Annotated in this window: 26 protein-coding genes; 8 read left to right on the top strand and 18 right to left on the bottom strand. The window is 70.5% G+C overall.

From position 1 onward, the window contains the following. Positions 1–24: 24 nt before the first annotated feature. From DEJ20_RS17850 to DEJ20_RS17865, 4 genes are all read right to left on the bottom strand, one after another. Entirely contained in the window at positions 25–1,035 is a 1,011-nt protein-coding gene (locus DEJ20_RS17850; protein ID WP_111234522.1) for a LacI family DNA-binding transcriptional regulator, read from the bottom strand. Between the two features lie 165 nt (positions 1,036–1,200). Then, the gene (locus DEJ20_RS17855) at positions 1,201–1,845 is read right to left on the bottom strand and encodes a response regulator transcription factor (protein WP_071248572.1); all 645 of its coding nucleotides are present in this window, start codon (positions 1,843–1,845) and stop codon (positions 1,201–1,203) included. Beyond that, a complete protein-coding gene (locus DEJ20_RS17860) occupies positions 1,842–3,182 on the bottom strand; it encodes a sensor histidine kinase (protein ID WP_111234521.1) in 1,341 nt (446 codons plus the stop codon). Before DEJ20_RS17860 ends, DEJ20_RS17855 begins: the two co-directional genes overlap by 4 nt. 129 nt (positions 3,183–3,311) lie before the next feature. Continuing rightward, positions 3,312–4,004 carry a DUF6766 family protein gene (locus tag DEJ20_RS17865; RefSeq protein ID WP_258377084.1) on the bottom strand — a complete coding sequence of 231 codons (693 nt, stop codon included), beginning with the start codon at positions 4,002–4,004 and terminating at the stop codon, positions 3,312–3,314. A gap of 250 nt (positions 4,005–4,254) precedes the next feature. On the opposite strand from DEJ20_RS17865, the gene DEJ20_RS17870 reads away from it, so the two are divergent. The 4 genes from DEJ20_RS17870 (at position 4,255) to DEJ20_RS17885 (ending at position 6,173) form a co-directional block, all read left to right on the top strand. Then, positions 4,255–4,479 (top strand): hypothetical protein, encoded by a 225-nt coding sequence (locus DEJ20_RS17870; protein ID WP_110862921.1) that lies wholly within the window; start codon positions 4,255–4,257, stop codon positions 4,477–4,479. Between the two features lie 5 nt (positions 4,480–4,484). Continuing rightward, complete coding sequence (locus DEJ20_RS17875) at positions 4,485–4,664, top strand: hypothetical protein (RefSeq protein ID WP_146245355.1); 180 nt, start codon at positions 4,485–4,487, stop codon at positions 4,662–4,664. Then, positions 4,661–5,158, top strand: coding sequence for a hypothetical protein (locus tag DEJ20_RS17880; protein WP_111234519.1), 498 nt, complete (start codon positions 4,661–4,663; stop codon positions 5,156–5,158). The genes DEJ20_RS17875 and DEJ20_RS17880 overlap by 4 nt, the downstream gene beginning before the upstream one ends. Before the next feature lie 61 nt (positions 5,159–5,219). Next, positions 5,220–6,173 (top strand): AraC family transcriptional regulator, encoded by a 954-nt coding sequence (locus DEJ20_RS17885; RefSeq protein WP_111234518.1) that lies wholly within the window; start codon positions 5,220–5,222, stop codon positions 6,171–6,173. 16 nt (positions 6,174–6,189) lie between these two features. On the opposite strand, the gene DEJ20_RS17890 is transcribed toward DEJ20_RS17885, so the two are convergent. Next, the gene (locus DEJ20_RS17890; RefSeq protein ID WP_111234517.1) at positions 6,190–6,912 is read right to left on the bottom strand and encodes an SDR family NAD(P)-dependent oxidoreductase; all 723 of its coding nucleotides are present in this window, start codon (positions 6,910–6,912) and stop codon (positions 6,190–6,192) included. Between the two features lie 138 nt (positions 6,913–7,050). On the opposite strand from DEJ20_RS17890, the gene DEJ20_RS17895 reads away from it, so the two are divergent. Next, on the top strand, positions 7,051–8,472 hold the full coding sequence (locus DEJ20_RS17895; protein ID WP_111234516.1) for a hypothetical protein: 1,422 nt from the start codon (positions 7,051–7,053) through the stop codon (positions 8,470–8,472). Positions 8,473–8,569: 97 nt separating this feature from the next. Next, positions 8,570–8,902, top strand: coding sequence for a DUF4190 domain-containing protein (locus DEJ20_RS17900; RefSeq protein ID WP_111092130.1), 333 nt, complete (start codon positions 8,570–8,572; stop codon positions 8,900–8,902). An 81-nt stretch (positions 8,903–8,983) separates the two neighbouring features. Here DEJ20_RS17900 and DEJ20_RS17905 read toward each other — a convergent pair whose 3' ends face one another. From DEJ20_RS17905 to DEJ20_RS17920, 4 genes are all read right to left on the bottom strand, one after another. Beyond that, positions 8,984–9,553: a manganese efflux pump MntP gene (locus DEJ20_RS17905; protein WP_111234514.1), complete on the bottom strand. Its 570-nt coding sequence runs from the start codon at positions 9,551–9,553 to the stop codon at positions 8,984–8,986. Between the two features lie 231 nt (positions 9,554–9,784). Continuing rightward, positions 9,785–10,639: a LamG domain-containing protein gene (locus DEJ20_RS17910; protein ID WP_111234513.1), complete on the bottom strand. Its 855-nt coding sequence runs from the start codon at positions 10,637–10,639 to the stop codon at positions 9,785–9,787. Then, entirely contained in the window at positions 10,636–11,520 is an 885-nt protein-coding gene (locus DEJ20_RS17915) for a S26 family signal peptidase (protein WP_111234512.1), read from the bottom strand. The genes DEJ20_RS17910 and DEJ20_RS17915 overlap by 4 nt, the downstream gene beginning before the upstream one ends. Before the next feature lie 159 nt (positions 11,521–11,679). Then, the gene (locus DEJ20_RS17920; RefSeq protein WP_111234511.1) at positions 11,680–12,333 is read right to left on the bottom strand and encodes a COG1361 family protein; all 654 of its coding nucleotides are present in this window, start codon (positions 12,331–12,333) and stop codon (positions 11,680–11,682) included. 175 nt (positions 12,334–12,508) lie between these two features. Here DEJ20_RS17920 and DEJ20_RS17925 point away from each other — a divergent pair, with 175 nt between their 5' ends. After that, the gene (locus DEJ20_RS17925; protein ID WP_111234510.1) at positions 12,509–12,955 is read left to right on the top strand and encodes a MarR family winged helix-turn-helix transcriptional regulator; all 447 of its coding nucleotides are present in this window, start codon (positions 12,509–12,511) and stop codon (positions 12,953–12,955) included. A 21-nt stretch (positions 12,956–12,976) separates the two neighbouring features. On the opposite strand, the gene DEJ20_RS17930 is transcribed toward DEJ20_RS17925, so the two are convergent. From DEJ20_RS17930 to DEJ20_RS17945, 4 genes are all read right to left on the bottom strand, one after another. Next, positions 12,977–13,942 carry an NAD-dependent epimerase/dehydratase family protein gene (locus tag DEJ20_RS17930; protein ID WP_258377083.1) on the bottom strand — a complete coding sequence of 322 codons (966 nt, stop codon included), beginning with the start codon at positions 13,940–13,942 and terminating at the stop codon, positions 12,977–12,979. A gap of 11 nt (positions 13,943–13,953) precedes the next feature. Then, positions 13,954–14,514, bottom strand: coding sequence for an MOSC domain-containing protein (locus DEJ20_RS17935; RefSeq protein WP_111234508.1), 561 nt, complete (start codon positions 14,512–14,514; stop codon positions 13,954–13,956). A 71-nt stretch (positions 14,515–14,585) separates the two neighbouring features. Next, a complete protein-coding gene (locus DEJ20_RS17940) occupies positions 14,586–15,005 on the bottom strand; it encodes a DoxX family protein (protein WP_027466888.1) in 420 nt (139 codons plus the stop codon). Positions 15,006–15,058: 53 nt separating this feature from the next. Beyond that, the gene (locus DEJ20_RS17945; protein WP_146245354.1) at positions 15,059–15,523 is read right to left on the bottom strand and encodes a hypothetical protein; all 465 of its coding nucleotides are present in this window, start codon (positions 15,521–15,523) and stop codon (positions 15,059–15,061) included. 75 nt (positions 15,524–15,598) lie between these two features. On the opposite strand from DEJ20_RS17945, the gene DEJ20_RS17950 reads away from it, so the two are divergent. Then, positions 15,599–17,041: an ArnT family glycosyltransferase gene (locus DEJ20_RS17950; RefSeq protein ID WP_181431457.1), complete on the top strand. Its 1,443-nt coding sequence runs from the start codon at positions 15,599–15,601 to the stop codon at positions 17,039–17,041. 38 nt (positions 17,042–17,079) lie between these two features. Here the strand turns inward: DEJ20_RS17950 and dnaB are convergent, their stop codons facing one another. The 5 genes from dnaB to rpsF all read right to left on the bottom strand — a co-directional run bounded on the left by dnaB (position 17,080) and on the right by rpsF (position 20,795). Further along, positions 17,080–18,444: a replicative DNA helicase gene (dnaB, locus tag DEJ20_RS17955; protein WP_027466900.1), complete on the bottom strand. Its 1,365-nt coding sequence runs from the start codon at positions 18,442–18,444 to the stop codon at positions 17,080–17,082. 569 nt (positions 18,445–19,013) lie between these two features. Further along, positions 19,014–19,466: a 50S ribosomal protein L9 gene (gene rplI, locus DEJ20_RS17960; RefSeq protein WP_027466901.1), complete on the bottom strand. Its 453-nt coding sequence runs from the start codon at positions 19,464–19,466 to the stop codon at positions 19,014–19,016. A 14-nt stretch (positions 19,467–19,480) separates the two neighbouring features. After that, positions 19,481–19,738, bottom strand: a complete 258-nt coding sequence (rpsR, locus tag DEJ20_RS17965; protein ID WP_017887834.1) for a 30S ribosomal protein S18 — start codon at positions 19,736–19,738, stop codon at positions 19,481–19,483. Positions 19,739–19,838: 100 nt separating this feature from the next. Continuing rightward, positions 19,839–20,408 carry a single-stranded DNA-binding protein gene (locus DEJ20_RS17970; protein WP_111038694.1) on the bottom strand — a complete coding sequence of 190 codons (570 nt, stop codon included), beginning with the start codon at positions 20,406–20,408 and terminating at the stop codon, positions 19,839–19,841. Between the two features lie 3 nt (positions 20,409–20,411). Beyond that, entirely contained in the window at positions 20,412–20,795 is a 384-nt protein-coding gene (rpsF, locus tag DEJ20_RS17975) for a 30S ribosomal protein S6 (protein ID WP_027466903.1), read from the bottom strand. Positions 20,796–20,983 lie beyond the last annotated feature (188 nt).

Raw genomic sequence — 20,983 nt, forward strand, 5'->3', positions numbered from 1 at the left:
CGGGGAGCACCCGTGGTCAACGGGTCAGGCAGCAACCGGACGCAACGGTCCGGACGACGCCCGGACGACGAGTGCGTGCGGCGAGCGCAGCACCCCCGGTGTCGCCGGAGCGCCCTCCTCGAGCTGGGCGACGAGCACCCCGACCGCCGTCGCCGCGACGCGGTCCAGGTCGGCCGACACCGTCGTCAGCGCCGGGGTCGAGTACGCCGACTCCTCGATGTCGTCGAACCCGACGACCGCGACGTCGTCCGGTACGGTCCGACCCGCGAGCTGCAGGGCACTCATCGCCCCGAGCGCCAGCGCGTCGTTGCAGCAGACGATCCCGTCGACCGGCACGCCGGCGTCGAGGAGCTGCCGTGCAGCCGCCGCCCCCTCGGCCCGGTGCCACAGCGCGGTCGGCACCACCCGCTCGGGCGCGAACGGCACACCGTGGTCGTCGAGCGCCTCGCGGTAGCCCCGCAGTCGCTCCTGCGCCGTGCGCACGGGGCCCGACGGGTCGGAGCCGATGAACGCGATCGACCGGCGGCCGGCGTCGAGCAGGTGCGAGGTCGCGTCCCGCAGCGCGTCCGCGTTCGACATCGCGATGAACGGCACGGGGGCGTCCGGGATCGGCTCACCGAGCACGACGAGGGGGAACTTCACCTCGAGTGCGGCGGCGTCGCTCGGCCGGACGGTCAGCGGGCTGTAGATGATGCCGTCGATGGAGTGCTCGCGCATCCGGGTGATCGCGTCCGCCTCGCGCACACCGCTCGCGGTCTGCTCGATCAGCACCGTGTAGCCCACGGCTCCGGCAGCGCGGATGACGGCGTCGGCGAGTTCGGCGAAGTACGCCTGCCGCAGTTCCGGCACCGCGAGCCCGAGCACCTTGGAGCGTCCGGCGCGGAAGTTCCGGGCCGAGACGTTGAGTTCGTAGCCGAGCTCGTCGACGGCGGCCATCACACGGTCGCGCGTGCGGACGGAGACGTGTTCGTAGCCGGACAGCACGTTCGAGACGGTCTTCTTCGAGACACCTGCCACGGCGGCGACGTCGCTCATCGTGGGCGGAGAGCGGTGCCCCTGCGCCATCGGGCGCCCCCTCTCGCATGCGGACTGCGTTCGGCAGGAACCTACCGCACCAGCGTGGTGCGGACCGGACTGGAGGCCCGTGGCGGGCCCGCCACGGGCCTCCCGTCCGGTCCGTCGGCCCGTCCAGGGCCCCGCTCAGTCCGCCAGGAACCGCAGGACCGCGAGCACCCGCCGGTTCTCGTTCGGCGTCGCCTCGAGCCCGAGCTTGGTGAAGACCGCGGTGACGTGCTTCTCGACGGTCCCGCCGGACAGGAACAGGGTGTCCGCGATCGCGGCGTTCGACCGGCCCTCGGCCATCAGGCGCAGCACGTCGGTCTCGCGGGCGGTCAGCGAGTCGAGCGGACCGCTCGTGGCACGCGGCGCCTGGACCAGTGCGGCCGCCACCTCGGGGTCGAGCACCACGTTGCCCGCGGCGACCTGGTGCAGTGAGTCGATGAAGGTGCCGACCTCGGCGACCTGGTCCTTGAGCAGGTACCCGACGCCGACCGTGGCGACGTCGAGCAGCGCCCGCGCCCACTGCGCCTCGGCGTACTGCGAGAAGAGGAGCACCCCGACGTCGGGCCGGACGTCCTTCACCCGCATGGCCGCACGGACGCCCTCGTCGGTGTGGGTCGGCGGCATCCGGATGTCCATCACCACGACGTCGACCGCGCCGTGCGCGACGGCAGCCACCGCGGCGTCGCCGTCCGACACCGGCACGACCTCGTGCCCGCGACCGCGCAGCAGGGACGTCAGCCCCTCGCGCACGATCGTGTTGTCGTCGGCGACGACGATCCTCACCGTTCGGCTCCGCTCGGCATGCGCATCCGGATGCGGGTCGGGCCGCCGGCGGGGCTGTCGACCTGCAGGTCCCCGTCGACGGCGCGCAGCCGTTCGAGCACCCCGGCCAGGCCGGTGCCGTGACCGTCGGGGGTGCCGAGCGCGACGTGTGCCCCGCCGTGGCCGTCGTCCTCGACCTCGACGAGCAGGTCGGTGCCGAGCATGCCGACCCGGACGGCGGTGGCCGAGGCTCCGGCGTGCTTCGACACGTTCGTCAGCAGCTCGAGCACCCCGAAGTACGCGATCCCCTCGACGACGCGGGACGGCCGGACGGGCAGGTCCACCGACAGCGCGACGGGGAACGGGGTCCGTGAGCACGCCGAGGTCAGCGCGGCCTCGAGCCCCTCGTCGAGGACGGGCGGGTGGATGCCGCGGGCCAGGGCGCGGAGCTCGACCAGGGCCTCCTTGGTCGACGCGTGCGCCCGGTCGACCAGCGCGGCGACCGCGTCCGGGTCGGTGCCGGTCTGCAGGCGGTCGCGGGCATCGCCGAGCGTCATCGCCAGACCGACGAGCCGGGCCTGGGTGCCGTCGTGCAGCTCCCGCTCGATGCGACGCAGGGTGGTGTCGGCGTCGAGCACGGCGGCGTCGCGCGAGGCCGTGACCTGGCGGAGCCGCAGGTCGCGGGCGGTGGCACCGAGCAGGGCGCGGATGACCACACGCTGCAGTGCCGCGAGCCCGTGGTTCACCGCGGGCCAGAGGAACAGCACGATGAGCAGGCCGAGCACCGCGAACGCGACCTGCAGCGGCGGGGTGTCGACGTACACGCCGAGGAACTGCGCACCGCTGTGGAGCTCACCGTCCGCACCCCGCTGCGCCGGCAGGAAGTGCCCCCACGCCGCGTGGGTCATCGCGCCCAGACCGCTCACGAGCACCGCGGTCGAGACGGCGAACGTGGTGGTGGTCAGCACGAACCCCGCGAGCAGGTACGCGACCGCCCGCCAGGTGGGGCCGTCCGACAGCCGGGCGAACGCGGTGCCGAGCGCCGTCGAGCCCGCTCGGGGCGGTACCGGGGCGACGACGACCTGCCCGAGCAGCGCGGCGGACATCCGGCGGGTGACCGCGGCGAACCAGTGCGACCCACCGAGCAGGAACGCGGCGACGACCAGGCCGACCCAGGTCAGCGACACCGGGATGCCGACGGCCAGCACCACGACGAACCAGGCCAGCGCGGCGATCGCGATGGGCAGGTGCGCGGCGTGGAACGCGAAGGCCCGCCAGGTGCTGCCGTCGGCGACGGCTCGGAACGGTCGGAACCGGGGGACGGTGGGTGCGCCCGGGGTGGCGACGGCGGTGTACATGCGGACCTCTTCGTGTCGGTGACGAGCTTATTGCCCGACACCAGCCTCGCCGCGGGGGTCCGCCCGCACACCGGTGCTGCCCCCCGTCGTCGGTGGGGAAACCCCGCGATCGTCGTCAGCAGCGTCCGGTCAGGCCCCGGTCTGCTCCGTCGGTGCGGCCACGGGCTTCGACTGGCTCGACCCTCGTTGCCGCAGGGACACGGTGGCGATCACCATCACCGAGATGACCAGGAACTCCGACTGCCAGTTCTGCATCGACTCGAACCAGAACTGGCTCGTGCCCAGGTAGCCCCACGCCGAGACCACGCTGTCGCCGTGCTCGAGCTGCTCCTCGTTGTAGGCCGCAGCGCCACCGATCACGTGCCCGACGACACTGCCGAGGAACAGCACCGCGAACAGGATCAGCAGGGAGTTCTCGTACAGCACGAGCACGATCCCTCCCCGGCGCACCGGCCACGGAGCCTTCGGGTCGTCGGCGTGCTCCCGGGGGTCCTCGTCCTGCGGGCTCTTCTCGTCCAGGGGCTCGGACTCACTCGACCCCTTCTGGAACAGGAACACCGTGAACACGATGTACGCGCCCATCTGCAGGAACTCGCTCTCCCAGTTCTCGAAGGTGGCCTCGGCGAAGTCGCCGCTCGTCAGGAAGCCCCAGAGCGACTCGGCCGCCTGTCCGTGCTGGAGCGCGTCCGCGACGGACACCCGCCACCCGGCGAACACCATGCCGACGAAGCACACGACGAAGACGGCGACGTTCGCGAGGAGCAGGCCGTGCCGTCGCACGCGCTGCCACCCACTCGATCCGTTGTGCAGGCCGAGGGTCACCGGGTCCTCCGTTCTCGTGTCGAAGCCATCCTGGTCCGCGCGCCACGAACGCCTTCGCAGGACCGTCGTGGCCGGATCGCGCTGGTGCGCGAGCCGGTTCCGGACACCTTCCGCACACCGGCTGTCCGACTTTCGCCGTCCGACCCCGGTTCGTCCACGGCCACCGGGAAGTCCGACCTACCGTCGATGCCAGCCCGATCGCCAGGACCGCCGACGCCGGCGAGGACGCAGAGAGGAATGGGCACGAGCCATGACCACCACGACCACCTTCACCACCGACACCGCACTCGCCCCGAAGCACGCCCACACCGCAGTGGCCCGCCGTGCACGCTGCGTCTCCGAGCGCAGCCCCTTCACCGAGATCCGCGAACAGGCGCGGCTCCGGACGCTCATGGTCGCCGCGACCGCGACCGGGATCGTCTCGGTCACCGCCACGGCATCCGCGGCCGTCGTCGTGATCGGCCTCGGCGCATGAACCCCGTGGCCCATCCCTTCGACGACGACGCGATGGACGAACTCCGTGCGCAGCCCCTCGAGTGGCGCCGCCGCGGCCTGACACCCCCCACCGAACTCGACGCGCTCATCGCCCGGCGGCTGTCCGGCGTGGTGCGAGGTGTCCCGGCCGACCCCACGTACGCGGACTTCTTCGTCGCAGCGTGAGCAGCACCACCCTCGTGGCCGAACCGACCGCCTCGTCCGGAGCGCCGGGCGGGCTCGGGTCGCTCGACGCGCTCGACGCGCTCGACACCATCCGCCACCGGCACGACGAGTGGATGCGCGGGTTGCTGGCGCACGAGGCCGCCTTCGACGACCCCCGGGACCGCTTGCTCGCCGTGTTCACCCACCTGGAGCACCGACTCGTGGCCGACGGGCTCCGGGCGTCGTCCGACGCGGGCCGTGCCGGAGCAGGAACCGCCGCCGACGGGACCGACCTCGCCGACCTGCTGCACGACCAGCTGCGGCAGGTCGAGGCGCACGTCGCCGATCGCTGCGCGACGGCCGCGTTGCCGGTGCACCTCGGCCAGGCGCTCACCCTGCTGCTCCACGGAGCGCACGTCGAGGCGACGGTCCACCGCTCGGTGCAACCGGTCCGCACGGCCCGGACCGCTGCGGCGATGTTGCTCGCGGTGCACGAGGGTGACGCCCGGTTCTGACCGCATCTGGACAATCGCGCGATGAGCCCGAACCGGGGTGTGAAACTACTGCTCGAGCGACATGAACGACGACACCGAGCAGCCCGCGCGTATCCGGGTCGACGAGCAGGGCACGGACCTCGCAGCCGCGAAGCAGACCCTCGCGACCGCGTACGACGGCATCGAATGGCACGCCGACACCACGGGTGACGGGTTCGACTACCGGTACACGGCGGCCGGCGACGGCACGATGACGCTCCGCGCCGTGCACTTCGGTGGACGTCTGACAGGCGAGATGCCCGCCGGTGACGACTTCGTCGTGCAGTGGATCACCCGAGGCCGCGGCGTCCTGGGTGACGGCGGCACCGCCATCCACCTGGTGCCGGGACGCCCGCAGATGTGGCCGAACGAGGCGTTCCCGTTCCGCTTCGAGAACTACGACCAGCGGCTCGTCCAGGTGAACCGCGCCGCCGTCGAGGCCGTCGCCGCCGAGCGTGGCCTGTCGCTCCGCCGTTTTGACCACACCGCCCAGATCGACGACGCCGCGATCCGGCAGTGGCGACAGACGGTCCAGCTCATCTCCGCGACGACCCTGGACCGACAGGCGTCCCCGCTGCTGCAGGCCGAGATGGGCCGGCTGGCCGCGGTGTCCCTGCTCGAGCTGTACCCCCGCGCCACCGCCGACCTGCCGCCCGAACTCCTGCTGCCGCAGCACCGTCGGATCCGCCAGGTCGTCGAGTACGTCCACGAGCACGCGCACCTGCCGATCACCAGCACCGACCTGGCCAGGATGGCGCACCTCAGCCTCCGCGCACTGCAGGCCGCCTTCCAGCGGTTGCTCGGCATGTCGCCGAACGCCTACATCCGCTCGGTGCGGCTCGACCGCATCCGGACCGAGCTGCTGGCGTCCGACCCGGGCACCACGAACGTCGCCGACGTCGCCCGCTACTGGGGCTTCGCCCACGCGGGCCGGTTCTCCGCCGCGTACGCCGACCGGCACGGCGAGTACCCGAGCGAGACGCTCCGCCGCTCCTGACGGCGGTGCGCGCGACTCAGAGCGTGACGCCGGTGGCCGTCGCGAGCGCGTCGAGCAGTTCGGTGCGGAACCGCTTGTCCGCGACCGCCGAGTGCGGTTCCTGCCGCTCCCCGTGGAACCAGTAACCACCCGTCACGGTTTGGTCGGAGTCGGTCGCGAGCGTCTCCTGCGTGCGGTGTCCGAGCTCGAAGTCGTCCGGAGCGCCGACGCCTCCCATCTTGGTCGCCACCCACCCCGGGTCGACGGCATTGCTCAGCACGCCCGGGCGTCGGAGCGGCACCTCGGCGGCGAGCGCCGTCACGAACAGCTTCGTGTCGGAGTACGAGTTCGTCTCGGAAGCGCCGGTCCAGTCGACGGTGTCCAGGCGCGGACGGCCGCCCCGGTGCATCCCGCTGCTCAGGTACACGTGCCGCCCCGGCGAGCGCAGCAAGGCGGTGAACAGGTAGGGCGCCACGACGTTGACGGGCACCAGGGAACGGCCCGAGATCACGCCGGCGTTGTGCACGACGGCGTCGAGCGGGGTGCCGGCGTCGAGTTCCCGGGCGGTGGCGATCACGGCGTCGCGGTCCGCCAGGTCGGCGACGACGAGTTCGGCGCCGCGCTCCACCAGGTCGGCGACCGCCTCGGCGCGGGCCGTGTTGCGCGCGTGGACGACGACGTCGTGTCCGCTGCGGAGCAGCGAGTCGGCGGTTCCCCGCCCGAGGCCGTCGGTGGATCCGGTGACGAAGATGCGTGCCATCCGCCCATCATGCGCCCGACGGCTGCGGCGGGTCCGGCAGGTGGACCGGCAACGGGCGGACGGGAGGCGCGGTGCGGGCCCGCCACGGACCTCCCGGCTGTTCACGGGCCGGCCCCAGGGCCGCGGTACGTTCGCTGCATGAGCAGCTTCCTCGAGCCGATCGACGCCGTCGGCGTCGGTGACGTGACGATCGTGCCGGACGCCACACGACCGGTCGCCGCGGTCGTCACGGGCGACGACGTGCGGTGGGTGACGTGGCCGGACGCTCCGTTGCCGGACGCTGCGGTCGACGAGGTCGGGGTCCTCGCGACCGACGAGGGCGCCTGGGTCGTCTACGGATCGCGCGAGGACGTGGGCGACGACCTCGACGAGATGTCCCGGACGGCCGTGCACGTCACGCCGACCGGGGTGACGTGCGCGGTCGACCTCGGTGACCGACGGGTGCTCGGGGCGGACGTCGACGGGCTGTGGATCGGCGACCCGCGTGACGCGTCGATGTGGATGGGTGAGGACGAGGACGAGGACGAGGACTCCGAGGACGAGGGCCTCGAGGATCCGGAGGACGACGACGGGGACTCGGACGACCCGCTCGACGGCGTCGACCCGGAGACGCTGCCGTGGGCGCCGTCGGAGCCGTTCTGGCCGTCGCCGGAGGAGTGGGCGGCGACGCTGGCGGCCGGCGAGGAGCCGGAGGACGACGGCCCCGAGCTGCTGGACGACGACGCGGACGATGACGGCCCCCGCTACTTCTGGAGTGCCGGATCCGACGCCGACGACGACGAGGACGACTTCCCTCGTCGGTCGGGAGCACCGGTCGATCCCGCGCCACCCCTGCCGACCCCGCCGACCGACCTCGTGCTCGTGCGGACCGACGGCAGCCGGACGATGATCGCCGTCGACCACCTGGTCGAGGACGTCCGCCGTACCGGCTCGGTCCTCACCATCCGGTACGCACCGACCGGTCCACGACTGGAACCCGACGCGTCCGTGTTCCGGAACGTCGTCTACGTCTCCCGCGAGGTCGACCTCGACGTGACCGGCGGCCTGCCCGCCACCGTGACCACGGGGGACCTGCCGTCCCGCCCCGCGAGCGACGAGGACGAGACGTCGTGGGAGGACGAGCAGGAGCGGCTGGAAGCAGCCCGCGCTCCGTGGACGGAGCGGTTCGACCTGACCGACGTCGAGGGCGCGCGCTGGCCGCTGTACGACCTGGACGCTGCCGCACGGGAGCGCGCGGTCGCGGACCTCGTGGCCGTGTTCGAGGCCCTCGACCAGCCCGGCGTCCTGTGGACCCGCGACCATCCCGAACCCCGGCGGTCGGCGAGCGACTACCGAGCCGTCGAGGTCACCGTCGAGGGCGAGTGGCCGGCGACCGAGGTCGTGGTGTCGTTCGAGCACCGCGCCGTGCCGTACCTGCGGCTCCGACGGCGCTACCGGGTGTTCGACGACGCCGGGCACGTGCAGGACTGGACCTACGTCACGGTGCACCTGGAGGAGGAGGTCGCCACCGGGCACATCGTCGACCGGTCGGACGCGGTGGACGGGGTGCTCGACATCTGACGGGTGCCGTCCTGCCTGATCCCTCCGAACCATGCGGCCCGCTGCTCCTGTACGTTTCCTGTGTAGACATCCACCTGACCAGAGAGGACGCGGCGCCATGAGTGACGGCACGCCCCAGTACAACCAGCAGAACCCGAACCCCTACGCCGCCGGCGGGCAGCCCTACGGCGCTCCGATGCAGCCGTCGTCCGACCGCTTCAACGTCATGGCGATCGTCGGGTTCGTCCTGGCCTTCGTGGTGAACATCGCAGGCCTCGTGGTGTCGATCATCGCGCTCTCGCAGATCAAGAAGACCGGGGAGCGCGGCCGCGGCCTGGCCCTCGCCGGCGTCATCATCAGCGCCCTGTCGCTCGTGTTCGGCATCATCTGGGTGATCTTCGTGATCGCTGTCGTCGCGAACGCTCCGGCGGGCAGCATGGGCAGTTACTGACACCCACCAGCACCAGAACGGAGGCCCGTGGCAGCTCGCCACGGGCCTCCCGTCTGTCCGGTGTCGGTTCCGACCGCGGCCTCAGCCGATGACGCTGGTGTGCTCCAGCACGATGTTCAGACCGATCAGGATCAGGACGACGCCACCCGCGATCTCCGCCGGCTTGCCGAAACGGGAACCGACACGGCGACCGACCAGGACCCCGACGAACGACAGCACCGCGGTGGTGATCCCGATGAGCAGCACCGCGCCGCCGATCGAGACGGGCAGGAACGCCAGGGTGACGCCGACCGCCAGGGCGTCGATGCTGGTCGCGACCGCCAGCACGAGGAGCTCGCGGACCGGCAGCCGATCGGTGTCCTGCTCGGTGTCCTCGTGCTTCGAGAACGCCTCCCACAGCATCTTCCCGCCGATCAGCGCGAGCAGCCCGAACGCGACCCAGTGGTCGAAGGCCGCGATGTACTGCGCGAACGCCGACCCGAGCAGCCAGCCGAGCAACGGCATCACCGCCTGGAACACCCCGAACGTCAGCGCGATCACGATCGCGTGCCGCACGTCGAAGCGCTTCATGTGCAGGCCCTTGCCGAGGGCGACGGCGAAGGCGTCTGCGGAGACGCCGAGCGCGATGAGGAAGAGGGCCCAGAAGGACATGGAGGTGGCGCCTTTCGAGACGGTCGGATGGAGACTCCGACGTCTCAGGACCTGACGATCCTGGCACGGTCCAGGGCACGAAAAGGCCTGATCAGCGGGATTCGTCGCCCCGAATCCGCGGGTTGGTGGGCCCGGTCCGCCAACCCTGCCCACGTCCTCGACGTGACCAGGGGACGGACTGGAGGCTCGTGGCGGGCACGGCCACGCGCCTCCAGTCCGGCGGTCAGTGCGTCAGGAACCGGCGGCCGCGTGCGCGGCCACCTGGCTGGCCGTCAGTTCGGTGCCGTAGACGGCGGCGTACCGCATCGACCCGGTGAAGTACGGGTTGTTCGTCGAACCCGGCCACCCGCTGACGACGTCGTAGCCGACGCGGAAGTACCCGGTGAAGTTCTCGGGGCTCTTGAAGGCCGTGTTCGACGCGACGAGCGTGCCGTCGACGTACAGGCGCATGCCGTTGGTGGGCGACATCGTCGTCACCGCGTGGTGCCAGACGCCGTCGGTGTAGGCCTTCGGCGAGGTGATGACCTGCGTGGTGCCGCTGTACGTGCCGAACGCGAGCTGCCCCGTGGTGGTCAGGTAGAGCTTCCGGTCGTGCTGGCCCGACGCACCGGTCTGGCTGTTGCCGAAGCCGATGAGCATGCCGCCGGCGACCGTGGTGCGGAACCAGACCTCCTCGCTGAAGGTCGTCGGGTTGGCGTACGACCGCGGGGTGGAGACGTAGCTCGTGGAGCCGTTGAGCGCGTAGGCGCTCCCGCTGTCACGCGGGCAGGCGTTCGGGCTCGGCGTGGTCGCGGTCATGGTGCCCTGGTACGTGCCGTTCGCAGCACGACCGGACCAGTCGGTGGCCGTCCGCGAACCCGAGGCCTCGGTCAGGCGGTAGGCGAACAGCGCGTTCGCGGTGTCGGCGCCCACGGCGCCCGTGCACGTGAAGTACGGGGCGGTCGCCGCGGTGTTCGCGCTGTTGGTCACGCGGGCGCTGTACGCCGAGCGGGTCGGCGCGAACTGGTTCAGCAGGACGACGACGGCCAGGGCCACCACGAGGAGGACGGCGACGACGCGGCCGTCGCGCAGGCGACGGAGGATCACGAGGGACGCACCGCCTCGACGCGGCCGACCGCCAGGCACGCCATGAGCGGCACGAGGCACACGGCGATCAGGGCGATCCAACCCAGGGGGTCGAGGTCGATGTTCGACATGAGCTGGTAGTGCCCGTTCTTCGTCAGCTCATGGATGACGACCTTGCCCATCTCACCGTCGACCAGGTGGACGCTGGTGCCGCCGACGGCGTCGACGCGGACCGGGAAGATCCCCGACGAGATCACGGTGGCCTCGACGCCGGTCGGGCTCGAGGTGTTCGTGATCGTCGTCACGTTGACGAACGGCTTGAACACGAACGCCGCGTACGAGACGGTGAGGGCGCTGCCCGCGATCCGCAGGCACGTGCGGGTCACCCGGTCGGTGAACGCGCTGGTCAGGGTCAGGATGATCAGCGTGCCGATGAGCAGGATCGGGGCGGCGCGGAGCAGCCAGCCGATGCGGGGGACCAGGAGCGCGGGGGTGCCGATCACGTCCGCCTGGGTGAGCGTCCACGGGTCGGTGGCGCCGTTGACGTCACCGCGGGTGTGGAGCCCGCCGTCCGCGTCGATCGAGACGATGCGGTGCGTGTAGACGACGTCCGGGTTGGCGGAGGTCTCGAACGAGACGATCTCGCCGACGCTGAGCGTGGCGACGTCCACCGGCAGGTCGAGCACGAGGGTGCCGACGGGGGCGGCTTCGCCCATCGAAGGGGTCTCGACGACGAACCAGCGGCCGCCGGCGGAGAGGAACAGGACCGCGGCGGTGAGGAGCAGCGCGGCGATCGCGGCGACCGACCAGGCGAGGACCGTCTCGGAGCGGGTGACCTGACGGCCGCGGAGGACCGGGCGGTCGAGCATGCCGCTGAGCGGGATCGCTGCGGTCTGGCTCATGGGCTCTGCTCCGGAAGGTCGGGGTGGGGCGGTGGTGGGGCTGGTCTTGCTGGTCTTGCTGGTCTTGCTGGTCTTGCTGGGGTGGCGACGCTCGACCGGAGGGGGGTCGGCCGAGCGTCGCCGGTCTGGGGGAGGGGTGATGGGGGCGGATCAGGCCGATCAGGCCGTGAAGGTCCAGGTCATCGGGACCGAGGCGGCGAGGCCCTGGTAGGTGTTGCCGGCCGAGGAGTCGAGGGTCACCGCGAAGTTGAACGGGACGCTCGCGCCGGCAGCCGGGGCCTGCGGCATCGTGAAGGCCGACGCCGCCGCACCCTTGAAGCTGGCGAGGGTGCCGCTGAACACGGTGGTAGAGCCGGAGGTGATGACGAGGTTCATCTTGGCGCAGAGGTCGGTCGCGGTGCCGTTGGCCGAACCGTTCGCCGACTGGGTGCACGTCGCGCCCGGGTTGAGCGTGAAGGTGCTTGCGTTCGCGGTGCCGGTGTTCTTGATCGAGATCGCGGTGTTGACCGTGTTGCCCGGGGTCATCGTCGTGCTGCCGCCGAACTTGTTGATCGTCGAGCAGGTCGCGGAGTTCGTCGAGACCGAGCCGCCGTCGGTGCTGAGGCAGGTGACGGTCGCGCCGGCGTTCTGCTCCTGCATGATCAGCGTGCCGCTGCCGGCGGTGTTGCTGCTGTTGGTGATGCTCGCGGCGAACCCGGAGAGGGTGCCGGTGAGCGAGAGGGAGAGCAGGACGGCGGCGAAGATACCCGCGAGGAGCGCCACGGGGGCGAAGCGGACCCGCTTCAGTGCGGAGGTGCGGAGCTTGGTGGACACGGGGTACCTCATCGTTCGGTGGTGGTTTCAGGAAGTTGGGGAAGCAAGGCATTCGGGCTGTTTTGCTTCAATGGTTAAGATAGTCACTGATTCACCAAGTTGACCACTCGTATACTTACCCCGGTGCGGGGGACGGCCGTTGTCCCCCCGGTACCCGACACGGAAGAAGACCCTCGTGGCAGCAGCACGCAACGACGACGACGCGGCCGATCTCATGGCCGCGTTCACCGCCGTCGTGCGTGCGAACGCGAGCCTGGTGAGTCAGCTCAGCGCTCGTGCGGGCGTGCACGAGAACGCGTTGCGAGCGCTCGTGCTCATCAGTGACACCGGGTACTCCACTCCGACCGAGGTCGCCGGGTACCTGGGGCTGACCTCGGGCGCGGTGACGAACATGATCGACCGGATGAGCACCGCCGGCCTGCTCGAGCGCGCACCGAACCCGGCCGATCGCCGAGGCTCACTGCTTCGGCTGCTGCCCCCGGGCGAAGTCGTCGTGTCGGACTACCAGGAGCGGTACGCAGCGATGCTCCGGGCCGTCGACGGGGCGCACAAGGGAGAACTGCACGAGGTACTCAACGACCTGGCGACGAGTCTGTACGAGCAGGCTGCCGCTGCGTCCTGATCAGCCGGTTCTGCTGCTTGTTCAGTGCCGGACGGTGGTGACGACCGCGTCTTCCGCTGCGGCGGTGAGGCCGGCACGGCGTTCCCGATCCGTCCCGCGGGCACGCTCGTCCTCGAGCACCCGTTCGACGGTGTCCCGGAGGGGTCGGGTCACCCCGCCGACGTCAGCGAACGCCACCGTGGAGCGCTGTGCGAACCCGCCCTCCGACACCGGGATCCACAGGGGGAGTGATCGGGGTCCGGCCCAGTAGGCCACGTCGTGCGCAAGCAGGACGTCGTCGTCGACCGCGACCAGCTCATCATCGAACCCGGTGACCTCCGCCACGCACCGGAAGAAGTCCTGCATCGGCACCGGAGCGCCCACGGCGTTGACCGTGCCGACGAACCGGTCGCGCCCGGCCCGGACGAGCCAGGCGGCGAGGTCTGCGACGTCGATCACCTGGACGAACCGCTCCGCCGTCGTCGGCACCAGCACCGGCCCACCGCGGTCGAGGCGTGCCGGCCAGTACCCGAACCGGTCACTCGGATCGCCGGGGCCGACGATCAACCCCGGGCGTGCGATGAGCAGCCGTGACCCGAGCCGGAGCCGCGTCATGCGCTCGGCGAGGACCTTCGCGTCGGCGTACTCGGACGGGTCCTTCGGCTCCACCAGGCGGGCGGACTCGCCGGCGCCCGGTTCGTCGTTGTCCGCGTACACCGAGACCGTCGACACCAGGGTCCAGTGCGCGGCCCGGTCGGCGAGGGCGTCGAGCGCCGGGGCGACGAGTTGGGGGGCGCTGGCGAGCTCGATGACCTCGTCCCAGTCGCCGGTGGCCTGTTCGTACGCGCCGGCCAGGGCTCGATCCGCCTGGACGAAGCGCGCTCCCTCGGGGACGCTGCCGGTGGCGCCCCGGGCGAGGCAGGTGACGTCGGCGCCCTCGGCCAACAGCTCACCGACGATCGTCCGTCCGAGCCAACCGGTTCCGCCGAGTACCAGGACGCGTCGCACGCGCTGCGTCATCAGACGGGCTGGAGGGGTCGTCGTTCACCGTCGGGGAGCTCGACCCGGATGCGATCGCCCGGCCGGACCGTGCCACCGGTGAGCACGACGCTCATCACCCCGCCCTTGCGCTCGACCGTGCCGTCCTCGGCGCACCCCAACACGGCACGGAGGAGCCCCGGCTCGAAGCCGTTGATCTGCTGGCACGGGTTCCGCAGGCCCGTGACCTGCACGGAGGCGTCGTCGCCGAGGTGCAGGACTGCTCCCTCGGGCAGCCCGAGCAGGTCGATGTCACTGGTCGTGACGTTCTCGCCCATCTGTCCCGGTTCAATGCTGAACCCGGCCTCGGCGACCTCGTCGAACAGCTCGGCGTGCAGCAGGTGGACCTGGCGCAGGTTCGGCTGGGAGGGGTCACGGGCGACCCGGGAGCGGTGCTGCACGGTCGTGCCGGCGTGGGCATCACCCTCGATGCCCCACCCCGCCACGAGCGTCACCGCGTCGACCAACGGCTTGCTGAACCGGTGCTCGCCGTCCTTGCTCACCGCGACCACGCGCGGCTGGTTAATGTCGTCCCCGCTCATGGGGCCGATTCTGCCCCATGGTCACGGTCGCGCGGGTGCAGGGTCGGTCAGCGGCGCTCGCGCAGGCCGGTTCAGCGGCGCTTGCGCAGCGCGTTCGTCGCCCACAGCGAGACGGCGATGAGGACGGGCTGGAACAGCAGGCGGACGAAGCGCTTGGTGTCGGTGTCCAGGCCGAAGCCGTCGCGGTGGTGCATCCACTGCGCGATGTTGCCGGGGAACACCGCCAGGAAGAACACCGCGACGACCCACCCGACCGTCACCTGTCGCCGTGCCAGGAGCATCAGCGCAGCCCCGAGCGAGATCTCCACCACACCGGAGGCGATCACCGTGACGTCCGTCGGCAGCGGCACGAACTTCGGCACCTGCGCCTGGAACTCCTCGCGTGCCACCGTGAGGTGGCTGATGCCGGCCCAGGTGAGCATCGCGCCGAACAGGATGCGGACGATGGTCCGGGGGCGGGTGGAGCGGACTGCGGGGGTGCGGGTTGCCATCGGGGCGGTGCCTTTCACGGTGGTGGTGGGGTTCGGTGGAGTGGGGGGCGAGGTCAGCGGCTGCGGAGGACGCGGCGACGGCGTGCGGCCTCGAAGGTGATCACGACAGCGGCGGCACCGAGCGTGAGGATCCGGGCGGCCGGACGGCCGTGGGTCGAGGCGGCCAGTCGCAGTGCGCCGACGAGTGCGAGTGCCCCGGCAGCACCGGTCGTGGTCGTCACCTGCCGGTCTTCGAGGTCGATCACGAGCCGGGTCCCGCCGGGGGCGGTCGCCGCGATGGTGGAGCCGGTGCCGATCAGGTCGCTCCCGGGGGCACGGCGGACCGCTGCAGCGGCGAGCCCGAGCCCGGACAGGAGTTCCAGGGCCGAGATGCCGATTGCGTGCGGGACGCCCGGCTCGAAGCCCCGGCGCTGCATCTGTTGGGCTCGTGCGCGCAGCGGGGTGCGGCGAACCGTGACGATGCCGTGCCCGGCGAGCAGGACGCCGGTGACGAGGTCGATCCAGCTGGTGAGTTTCACGTTGTGCTCGATTCGGTTGTGCACAACCTAACACGTCGACGCCGAAGACGGCCGGAGGGCCAGTAGGTTCGTCTGGTGCCATCACGAGTGTCCGGGTTCGCCGGCGACCTCCGCCTCCGCCTGACGATCGCCTCCCTCGTCCTGATCGCCGCGCTCTACCAGTGCTTTTGGAACCTGGCCGGCTCGAACATCACCGGTGACGAGAACATCTACCTGCAGAGCGGGTGGCAGTACGTCCACGGCGACTTCACCGCGAACCGCGAACACCCGCCGACGGCCAAGTACCTGTTCGGGCTCGTGCAGCTCCTCACCGGGCAGGGTCCGATCGGCCCGCGGGTCCTCGTCGGCGTGCTCACCTTCGCGGTCGGCGTGGTCCTGTACCTGTGGCTGCGTCGCGAGATCGGGTACTGGGGTGCCCTGCTGGCGGCGTCGCTGTGGTGGCTGACTCCGCGTGGTGGTGCGGGTGCCCGGGTCGACCGGCTCGCCCTGCTCGACCCGGTGATGACGGCCTTCGCCGTGTTCGCGATCGTCGCCGCGTGGTGGTGGATCCGCAGCGAACGGGCCTGGTGGCTCGCTCCCGTGTCCGGCGTGCTCATGGCTGCCTCGGTCACGTCCAAGCTGTCGACCATCGTGCTGCTCCCGGCGTTCCTGCTGCTCCCGGTCGTGTTCAAGGCATGGCGGAAGGGCCTCGTCGGCGGCGTGCTCTGGGTCGCCGCCTTCGCGGTGACGTTCGTCGCCCTGTACGTCCCGATGGGCATCCGTTCCGCGATCCAGTACATGGTCGCGTTCCAGGAGGGGCAGAACACCAACGGGCACCCGATCACGATCGACGGGCAGATCTACACGTTCGCACCGTGGTGGGCGAGCTTCCGGTTCTTGCTCGACGGCACCGGCAAGGGGATGCTCGTCGTCCTCGCGATCGGGGTGCTCGCTGCCCTGGTGGTGCGGGCGGACCGCCTGGTCGCGTACGTCGGCGCATCCCTGGTGCTGCTCGTCGGGTTCTACGTCGTCGTCGCCAAGATCGCGCTGCCGACCTACTACACCGCGTGGATGCCGTTCCTGCTGGTCCTCGCCGCCATCGGTTTCGCTCGACTCGCCACCGTCCCCCCGAGGGCCCTGACCGTCCCGGTCGTGCTGGTCCTCGTCGCGACGCTCGTCGTCCCGTCGTTCCGGGTGAGCCAGGCCGTCGCGCGGGCGCACCCGACCGGGATCGCGCTGTTGCCCGGGTACCTCGAAGACCACGATGTGCCCGACGGTCGGATCCTGTTCGTGTCGGCGACTCCCACGCTCTTCCAGCCGTACGTCGGCGACCACGGCACCAACCGACTCGACCGCGGCCCCTACGTCGCCATCGTCGTCGGACGCGACCAGCGGCTCCCCGCACCGGAGGCCGTGACCAACCTGCTGCAGGACGACGCCTCGTCCTTCACCACGGGCAGGCTCGACGGCCTGCGCGTGTGGGTGCCGAAGGACGGCCGCATCCGCGAGGACAACGGGGCCCTCACGATCGCCCGCTAGTCGATGCGACGTTGGCGAGGCGTCGCGCGCCCACGCGCCTACTGCGGCATGTCGACGAACCGCGAGAACATCCCGTGGAACGCCACGGTGATGGTGTCTGTCGGTCCGTTACGGTGCTTCGCCACGATCAGGTCCGCCTCACCCTGACGCGGGTTGTCCTTCTCGTACGCCGACTCACGGTGCAGCAGGATGACCATGTCGGCGTCCTGCTCGATGGAGCCGGACTCACGGAGGTCGGAGATCGCCGGCTTCTTGTCGGCACGCTGCTCCGGACCACGGTTCAGCTGCGACAGGGCGATGACCGGGACCTGGAGCTCCTTGGCCATCAGCTTCAGGGCACGCGAGAACTCGGAGACCTCTTGCTGGCGGCTCTCGACCTTCTTGCCCGAGGTCATCAGCTGCAGGTAGTCGATGACCACGAGCTTCAGGTTGTGCTGCTGCTTGAGTCGACGGCACTTGGCGCGGATCTCGACGAGCGTCATGTTGGGGGAGTCGTCGATGAAGAACGGGGCGTCGTTGATGCGACCGCGGGTCTGCGCGATGGTGGTCCAGTCGCGGGAGTCCACGGTGCCCTTGCGCATGTTCTGCAGCGGCACGCTGGTCTCGGCTGAGAGCAGACGCATCGCGATCTCGGCGCGACCCATCTCGAGCGAGAAGAAGGCGGCGGTCTGGTCGTGCTTGATCGCGGCGGCGCGGCACAGGTCGAGCGCCAGCGTCGACTTGCCCAGGGCCGGGCGCGCGGCGACGATGATGAGCTGTCCGGGGTGGAAGCCGTTGGTCAGGCCGTCGAGCTGCGCGAACCCGGTCGGCACGCCGGTCATCTGGCCGTCGCGGCCCTTGGCGGCCTCGATCTCGTCGAGCGCGGCGGAGATGGCGTCGGTCAGCGGGACGTAGTCCTCGGTCTGCACACCACCGGCGACGTTGTAGACCTCGGCCTGCGCGCTGTTGACGAGGTCGGTGACCTCACCCTCTGACGCGTAGCCCATCTGCACGATGCGGGTGCCGGCGTCGACCAGACGACGGAGCACGGCCTTCTCGGCGACGATGCCGGCGTAGTAGCCGGCGTTCGCAGCGGTCGGCACCATGCTCGTGACGCTGTGCAGGTACTCGGCGCCGCCGGCACGGGACAGCAGACCGGTCTTGGTCAGCTCGTCGGTGACGGCGATGACGTCGGTGGGTTCACCGTGCGAGTAGAGCGACAGGATGGCGTCGAAGATGACCTCGTGCTTGGGGACGTAGAAGTCCACACCGCGGGCGGTCTCGATGACGTCGGCGACGGCGTCCTTCGACAGGAGCATGCCACCGATGGTCGACTGCTCCGCGAGCATGTCGTGCGGCGGGGTGCGTTCCATGCCGCGGTCCGCGTAGTCCTGCGGTGCGGGCTCAAGATGTGCGATCGACACACGCTCTCCTCTGTTGACGACACGGACCTGAACCGGCGGGACAGCACCCACCGGCCGGAACCCGCACCCCTGTTTCTACCCCCGGCGACCGACATCCCCGAGTCGCTCGCCCAAGCTACGACCCCAGAGTTATCCCCAACAAACGGCCCTGTGGATAACTCTGTGGAGAGGCTGCGGAACACGCCGGGACGCTGTGTGGAGAACTGTGGACGAGCCTGTGGAAAAAGTGGCGTGCGAACACACTTTCGACCACTTGACCTGGGGTTTTCTGTTGCACACCGTGTGTGGAAAAGTGGGGTTCAAGTACCCCTTGAAGGTTCCGATTTGACACGTTTCCACTGTGTAAAACGACTTGACAAGCACCCCTCCTGTGGGAAGAGTTCTCGGCCCGTTCCCAGCAAGCGTGACCCCGTCTGAACCGTAACCAGCCAGCCCGAGTCGAGCCGCGCCTCCAGGCCCGTGACCATGTCGGCGACAGCCGTAGGACAAGCCGCGCGACCGCCCCTGGAACGCAACGACGGGCGGGCCTCCCGGAGGAGACCCGCCCGTCGTGGAGCGGAACGTCAGTGCTACTTGGCAGCGACGACCTTGAGCGAGATCACGGCAGTGATGTCCTCGCGCAGGCGCACGGTGGCCTCGTGGTCACCGACGGTCTTGATGGTCGCGGGGACCTCGACCTTGCGCTTGTCGAGCGAGCCGACGCCCTGCGCCTGGACGGCGTCAGCGACGTCGCCCGGACGGACGGAGCCGAACAGACGACCGTCCTTGCCGGCCTTGACCGACAGGGTGATGGTCGCGTTCTCGAGCTTCATCTTGAGGTCCTGTGCCTCTTCGATGGTGGCGAGCTCGCGCGCGGTACGCGCGGCACGGATCGACTCGACCTGCTTCTCGCCGCCCTTGGACCACGCGACAGCGAAGCCCTGGGGGATGAGGTAGTTGCGGGCGTAGCCGTTCTTGACGTCGACGACGTCACCAGCGGAACCGAGGCCGGAGACCTCGTGGGTGAGGATGAGCTTCGACATGTGTCGACCTCCGATCAGCGGCCGGAGCCGGCGTAGGGGAGGAGCGCCATCTCACGGGCGTTCTTCACGGCACGGGCGATGAGGCGCTGCTCCTGGACGGAGACGCCGGTGATGCGACGGGCGCGGATCTTTCCACGCTCCGAGATGAACTTGCGAAGGGTCGCAACGTCCTTGTAGTCGATGACGCCGACCTTGATCGACTTCGCGGGAGCAGCGTTCTTGCCGCCCTTGCCGCGAGGCTTCCGGCGGTCGCCGGTGCTCTTTCCAGCCATAGTGATTTGTCCTTAGAAGAAAAGTTGTGTGTCCGTGGGAACGCTGAGGATCAGTCCGGAACTCGCAGTTGCCGCTGTCAGGCGGCGCTGCGTGCTCCGATCAGAACGGGGTCTCGTCGTCGAAGTTGCCGCCGGGGGTGCTCCACACGTCGTTCGACTGTGCGTTGCCGCCACCCTGCTGGCCGCCCTGGGGAGACCAGGGCGCGTCCGACTGACCGCCACCGTTGTTGTTCCAGTTGCCGCCGCCGTTGCCCGCGGGGGCGCTGCCGCCGCCGCCGACCTGGCCACGACCGCCGCCACTGCCACCCGCTGCACGGGTGATCTGTGCGGTCGCGTAGCGGAGCGACGGGCCGATCTCGTCGACCTCGAGCTCGATGCTCGTGCGCTGCTGGCCCTCACGGTCCTGGTAGGAACGCTGACGCAGACGACCCTGCGCGATGACGCGCGAGCCCTTCGTCAGCGACCCCGCCACGTGCTCGGCGAACTCGCGCCACACACTCGCGCGGAGGAACAGCGCATCGCCGTCCTTCCACTCGTTCGCCTGACGGTCGAACGTGCGAGGGGTCGACGCGATGGTGAAGTTCGCCACGGCGAGCCCGTTCTGCGTGTAGCGCAGCTCGGGGTCCGCGGTGAGGTTGCCCACCACCGTGATGACGGTTTCGCCGGCCACGGGTTACTCGGCGCTCGCGGTCGCGGTTGCGGAGGCGTTGGCGGCCTTGCGGGCCGCGCGAGCCTCGTCACGCTGCTTCTGGGCGGCGACCTGCGCGATGCCCTCTTCAGCGCGGAGGACCTTCGTGCGGAGCACGGCCTCGGAGAGACCGAGCTGACGGTCGAGCTCCTTGGCTGCCTCGGGCGACGACGTGAAGTCGACGACGGCGTAGATGCCCTCGGACTTCTTCGCGATCTCGTAAGCGAGCCGGCGACGGCCCCAGACGTCCACGTTGTCGACGGTGCCACCCGCGTTGCGGATCACGGCCAGGAACTTGTCCAGGCTGGGAGCGACGGTGCGCTCATCGATCTCGGGGTCGAGGATCGCCATCAGTTCGTACTGGTGCATGCGGAACCCACCTCCTCTGGTCTCAGCGGCCCCGGGCGGTTCCCGGGGCAGGAGGGTTGATGCATGTGCCCCAGACCACGCAGGTGCGCGAGGGGCAACCTGGGTAGCCTACCGGACTGCCTGGAGGCGCGCTACCGGCCTGTGGAGAGCGGTCCCGCCCGTCAGGCGGTCGCGTCTCAGGCGCCGGC

The organism is Curtobacterium sp. MCSS17_005 (assembly GCF_003234225.2).
Taxonomy (GTDB): domain Bacteria; phylum Actinomycetota; class Actinomycetes; order Actinomycetales; family Microbacteriaceae; genus Curtobacterium; species Curtobacterium flaccumfaciens.

Excerpts from the sequence above, each read along its gene's own strand:
- DEJ20_RS17850 (WP_111234522.1), bottom strand. The coding sequence starts at position 1,035 with ATGAGCGACGTCGCCGCCGTGGCAGGTGTCTCGAAGAAGACCGTCTCG.
- DEJ20_RS17860 (WP_111234521.1), bottom strand. The coding sequence starts at position 3,182 with ATGTACACCGCCGTCGCCACCCCGGGCGCACCCACCGTCCCCCGGTTC.
- DEJ20_RS17870 (WP_110862921.1), top strand. The coding sequence starts at position 4,255 with ATGACCACCACGACCACCTTCACCACCGACACCGCACTCGCCCCGAAG.
- DEJ20_RS17885 (WP_111234518.1), top strand. The coding sequence starts at position 5,220 with ATGAACGACGACACCGAGCAGCCCGCGCGTATCCGGGTCGACGAGCAG.
- DEJ20_RS17890 (WP_111234517.1), bottom strand. The coding sequence starts at position 6,912 with ATGGCACGCATCTTCGTCACCGGATCCACCGACGGCCTCGGGCGGGGA.
- DEJ20_RS17895 (WP_111234516.1), top strand. The coding sequence starts at position 7,051 with ATGAGCAGCTTCCTCGAGCCGATCGACGCCGTCGGCGTCGGTGACGTG.
- DEJ20_RS17900 (WP_111092130.1), top strand. The coding sequence starts at position 8,570 with ATGAGTGACGGCACGCCCCAGTACAACCAGCAGAACCCGAACCCCTAC.
- DEJ20_RS17905 (WP_111234514.1), bottom strand. The coding sequence starts at position 9,553 with ATGTCCTTCTGGGCCCTCTTCCTCATCGCGCTCGGCGTCTCCGCAGAC.
- DEJ20_RS17915 (WP_111234512.1), bottom strand. The coding sequence starts at position 11,520 with ATGAGCCAGACCGCAGCGATCCCGCTCAGCGGCATGCTCGACCGCCCG.
- DEJ20_RS17935 (WP_111234508.1), bottom strand. The coding sequence starts at position 14,514 with ATGAGCGGGGACGACATTAACCAGCCGCGCGTGGTCGCGGTGAGCAAG.
- DEJ20_RS17940 (WP_027466888.1), bottom strand. The coding sequence starts at position 15,005 with ATGGCAACCCGCACCCCCGCAGTCCGCTCCACCCGCCCCCGGACCATC.
- rplI (WP_027466901.1), bottom strand. The coding sequence starts at position 19,466 with ATGTCGAAGCTCATCCTCACCCACGAGGTCTCCGGCCTCGGTTCCGCT.
- rpsR (WP_017887834.1), bottom strand. The coding sequence starts at position 19,738 with ATGGCTGGAAAGAGCACCGGCGACCGCCGGAAGCCTCGCGGCAAGGGC.
- rpsF (WP_027466903.1), bottom strand. The coding sequence starts at position 20,795 with ATGCACCAGTACGAACTGATGGCGATCCTCGACCCCGAGATCGATGAG.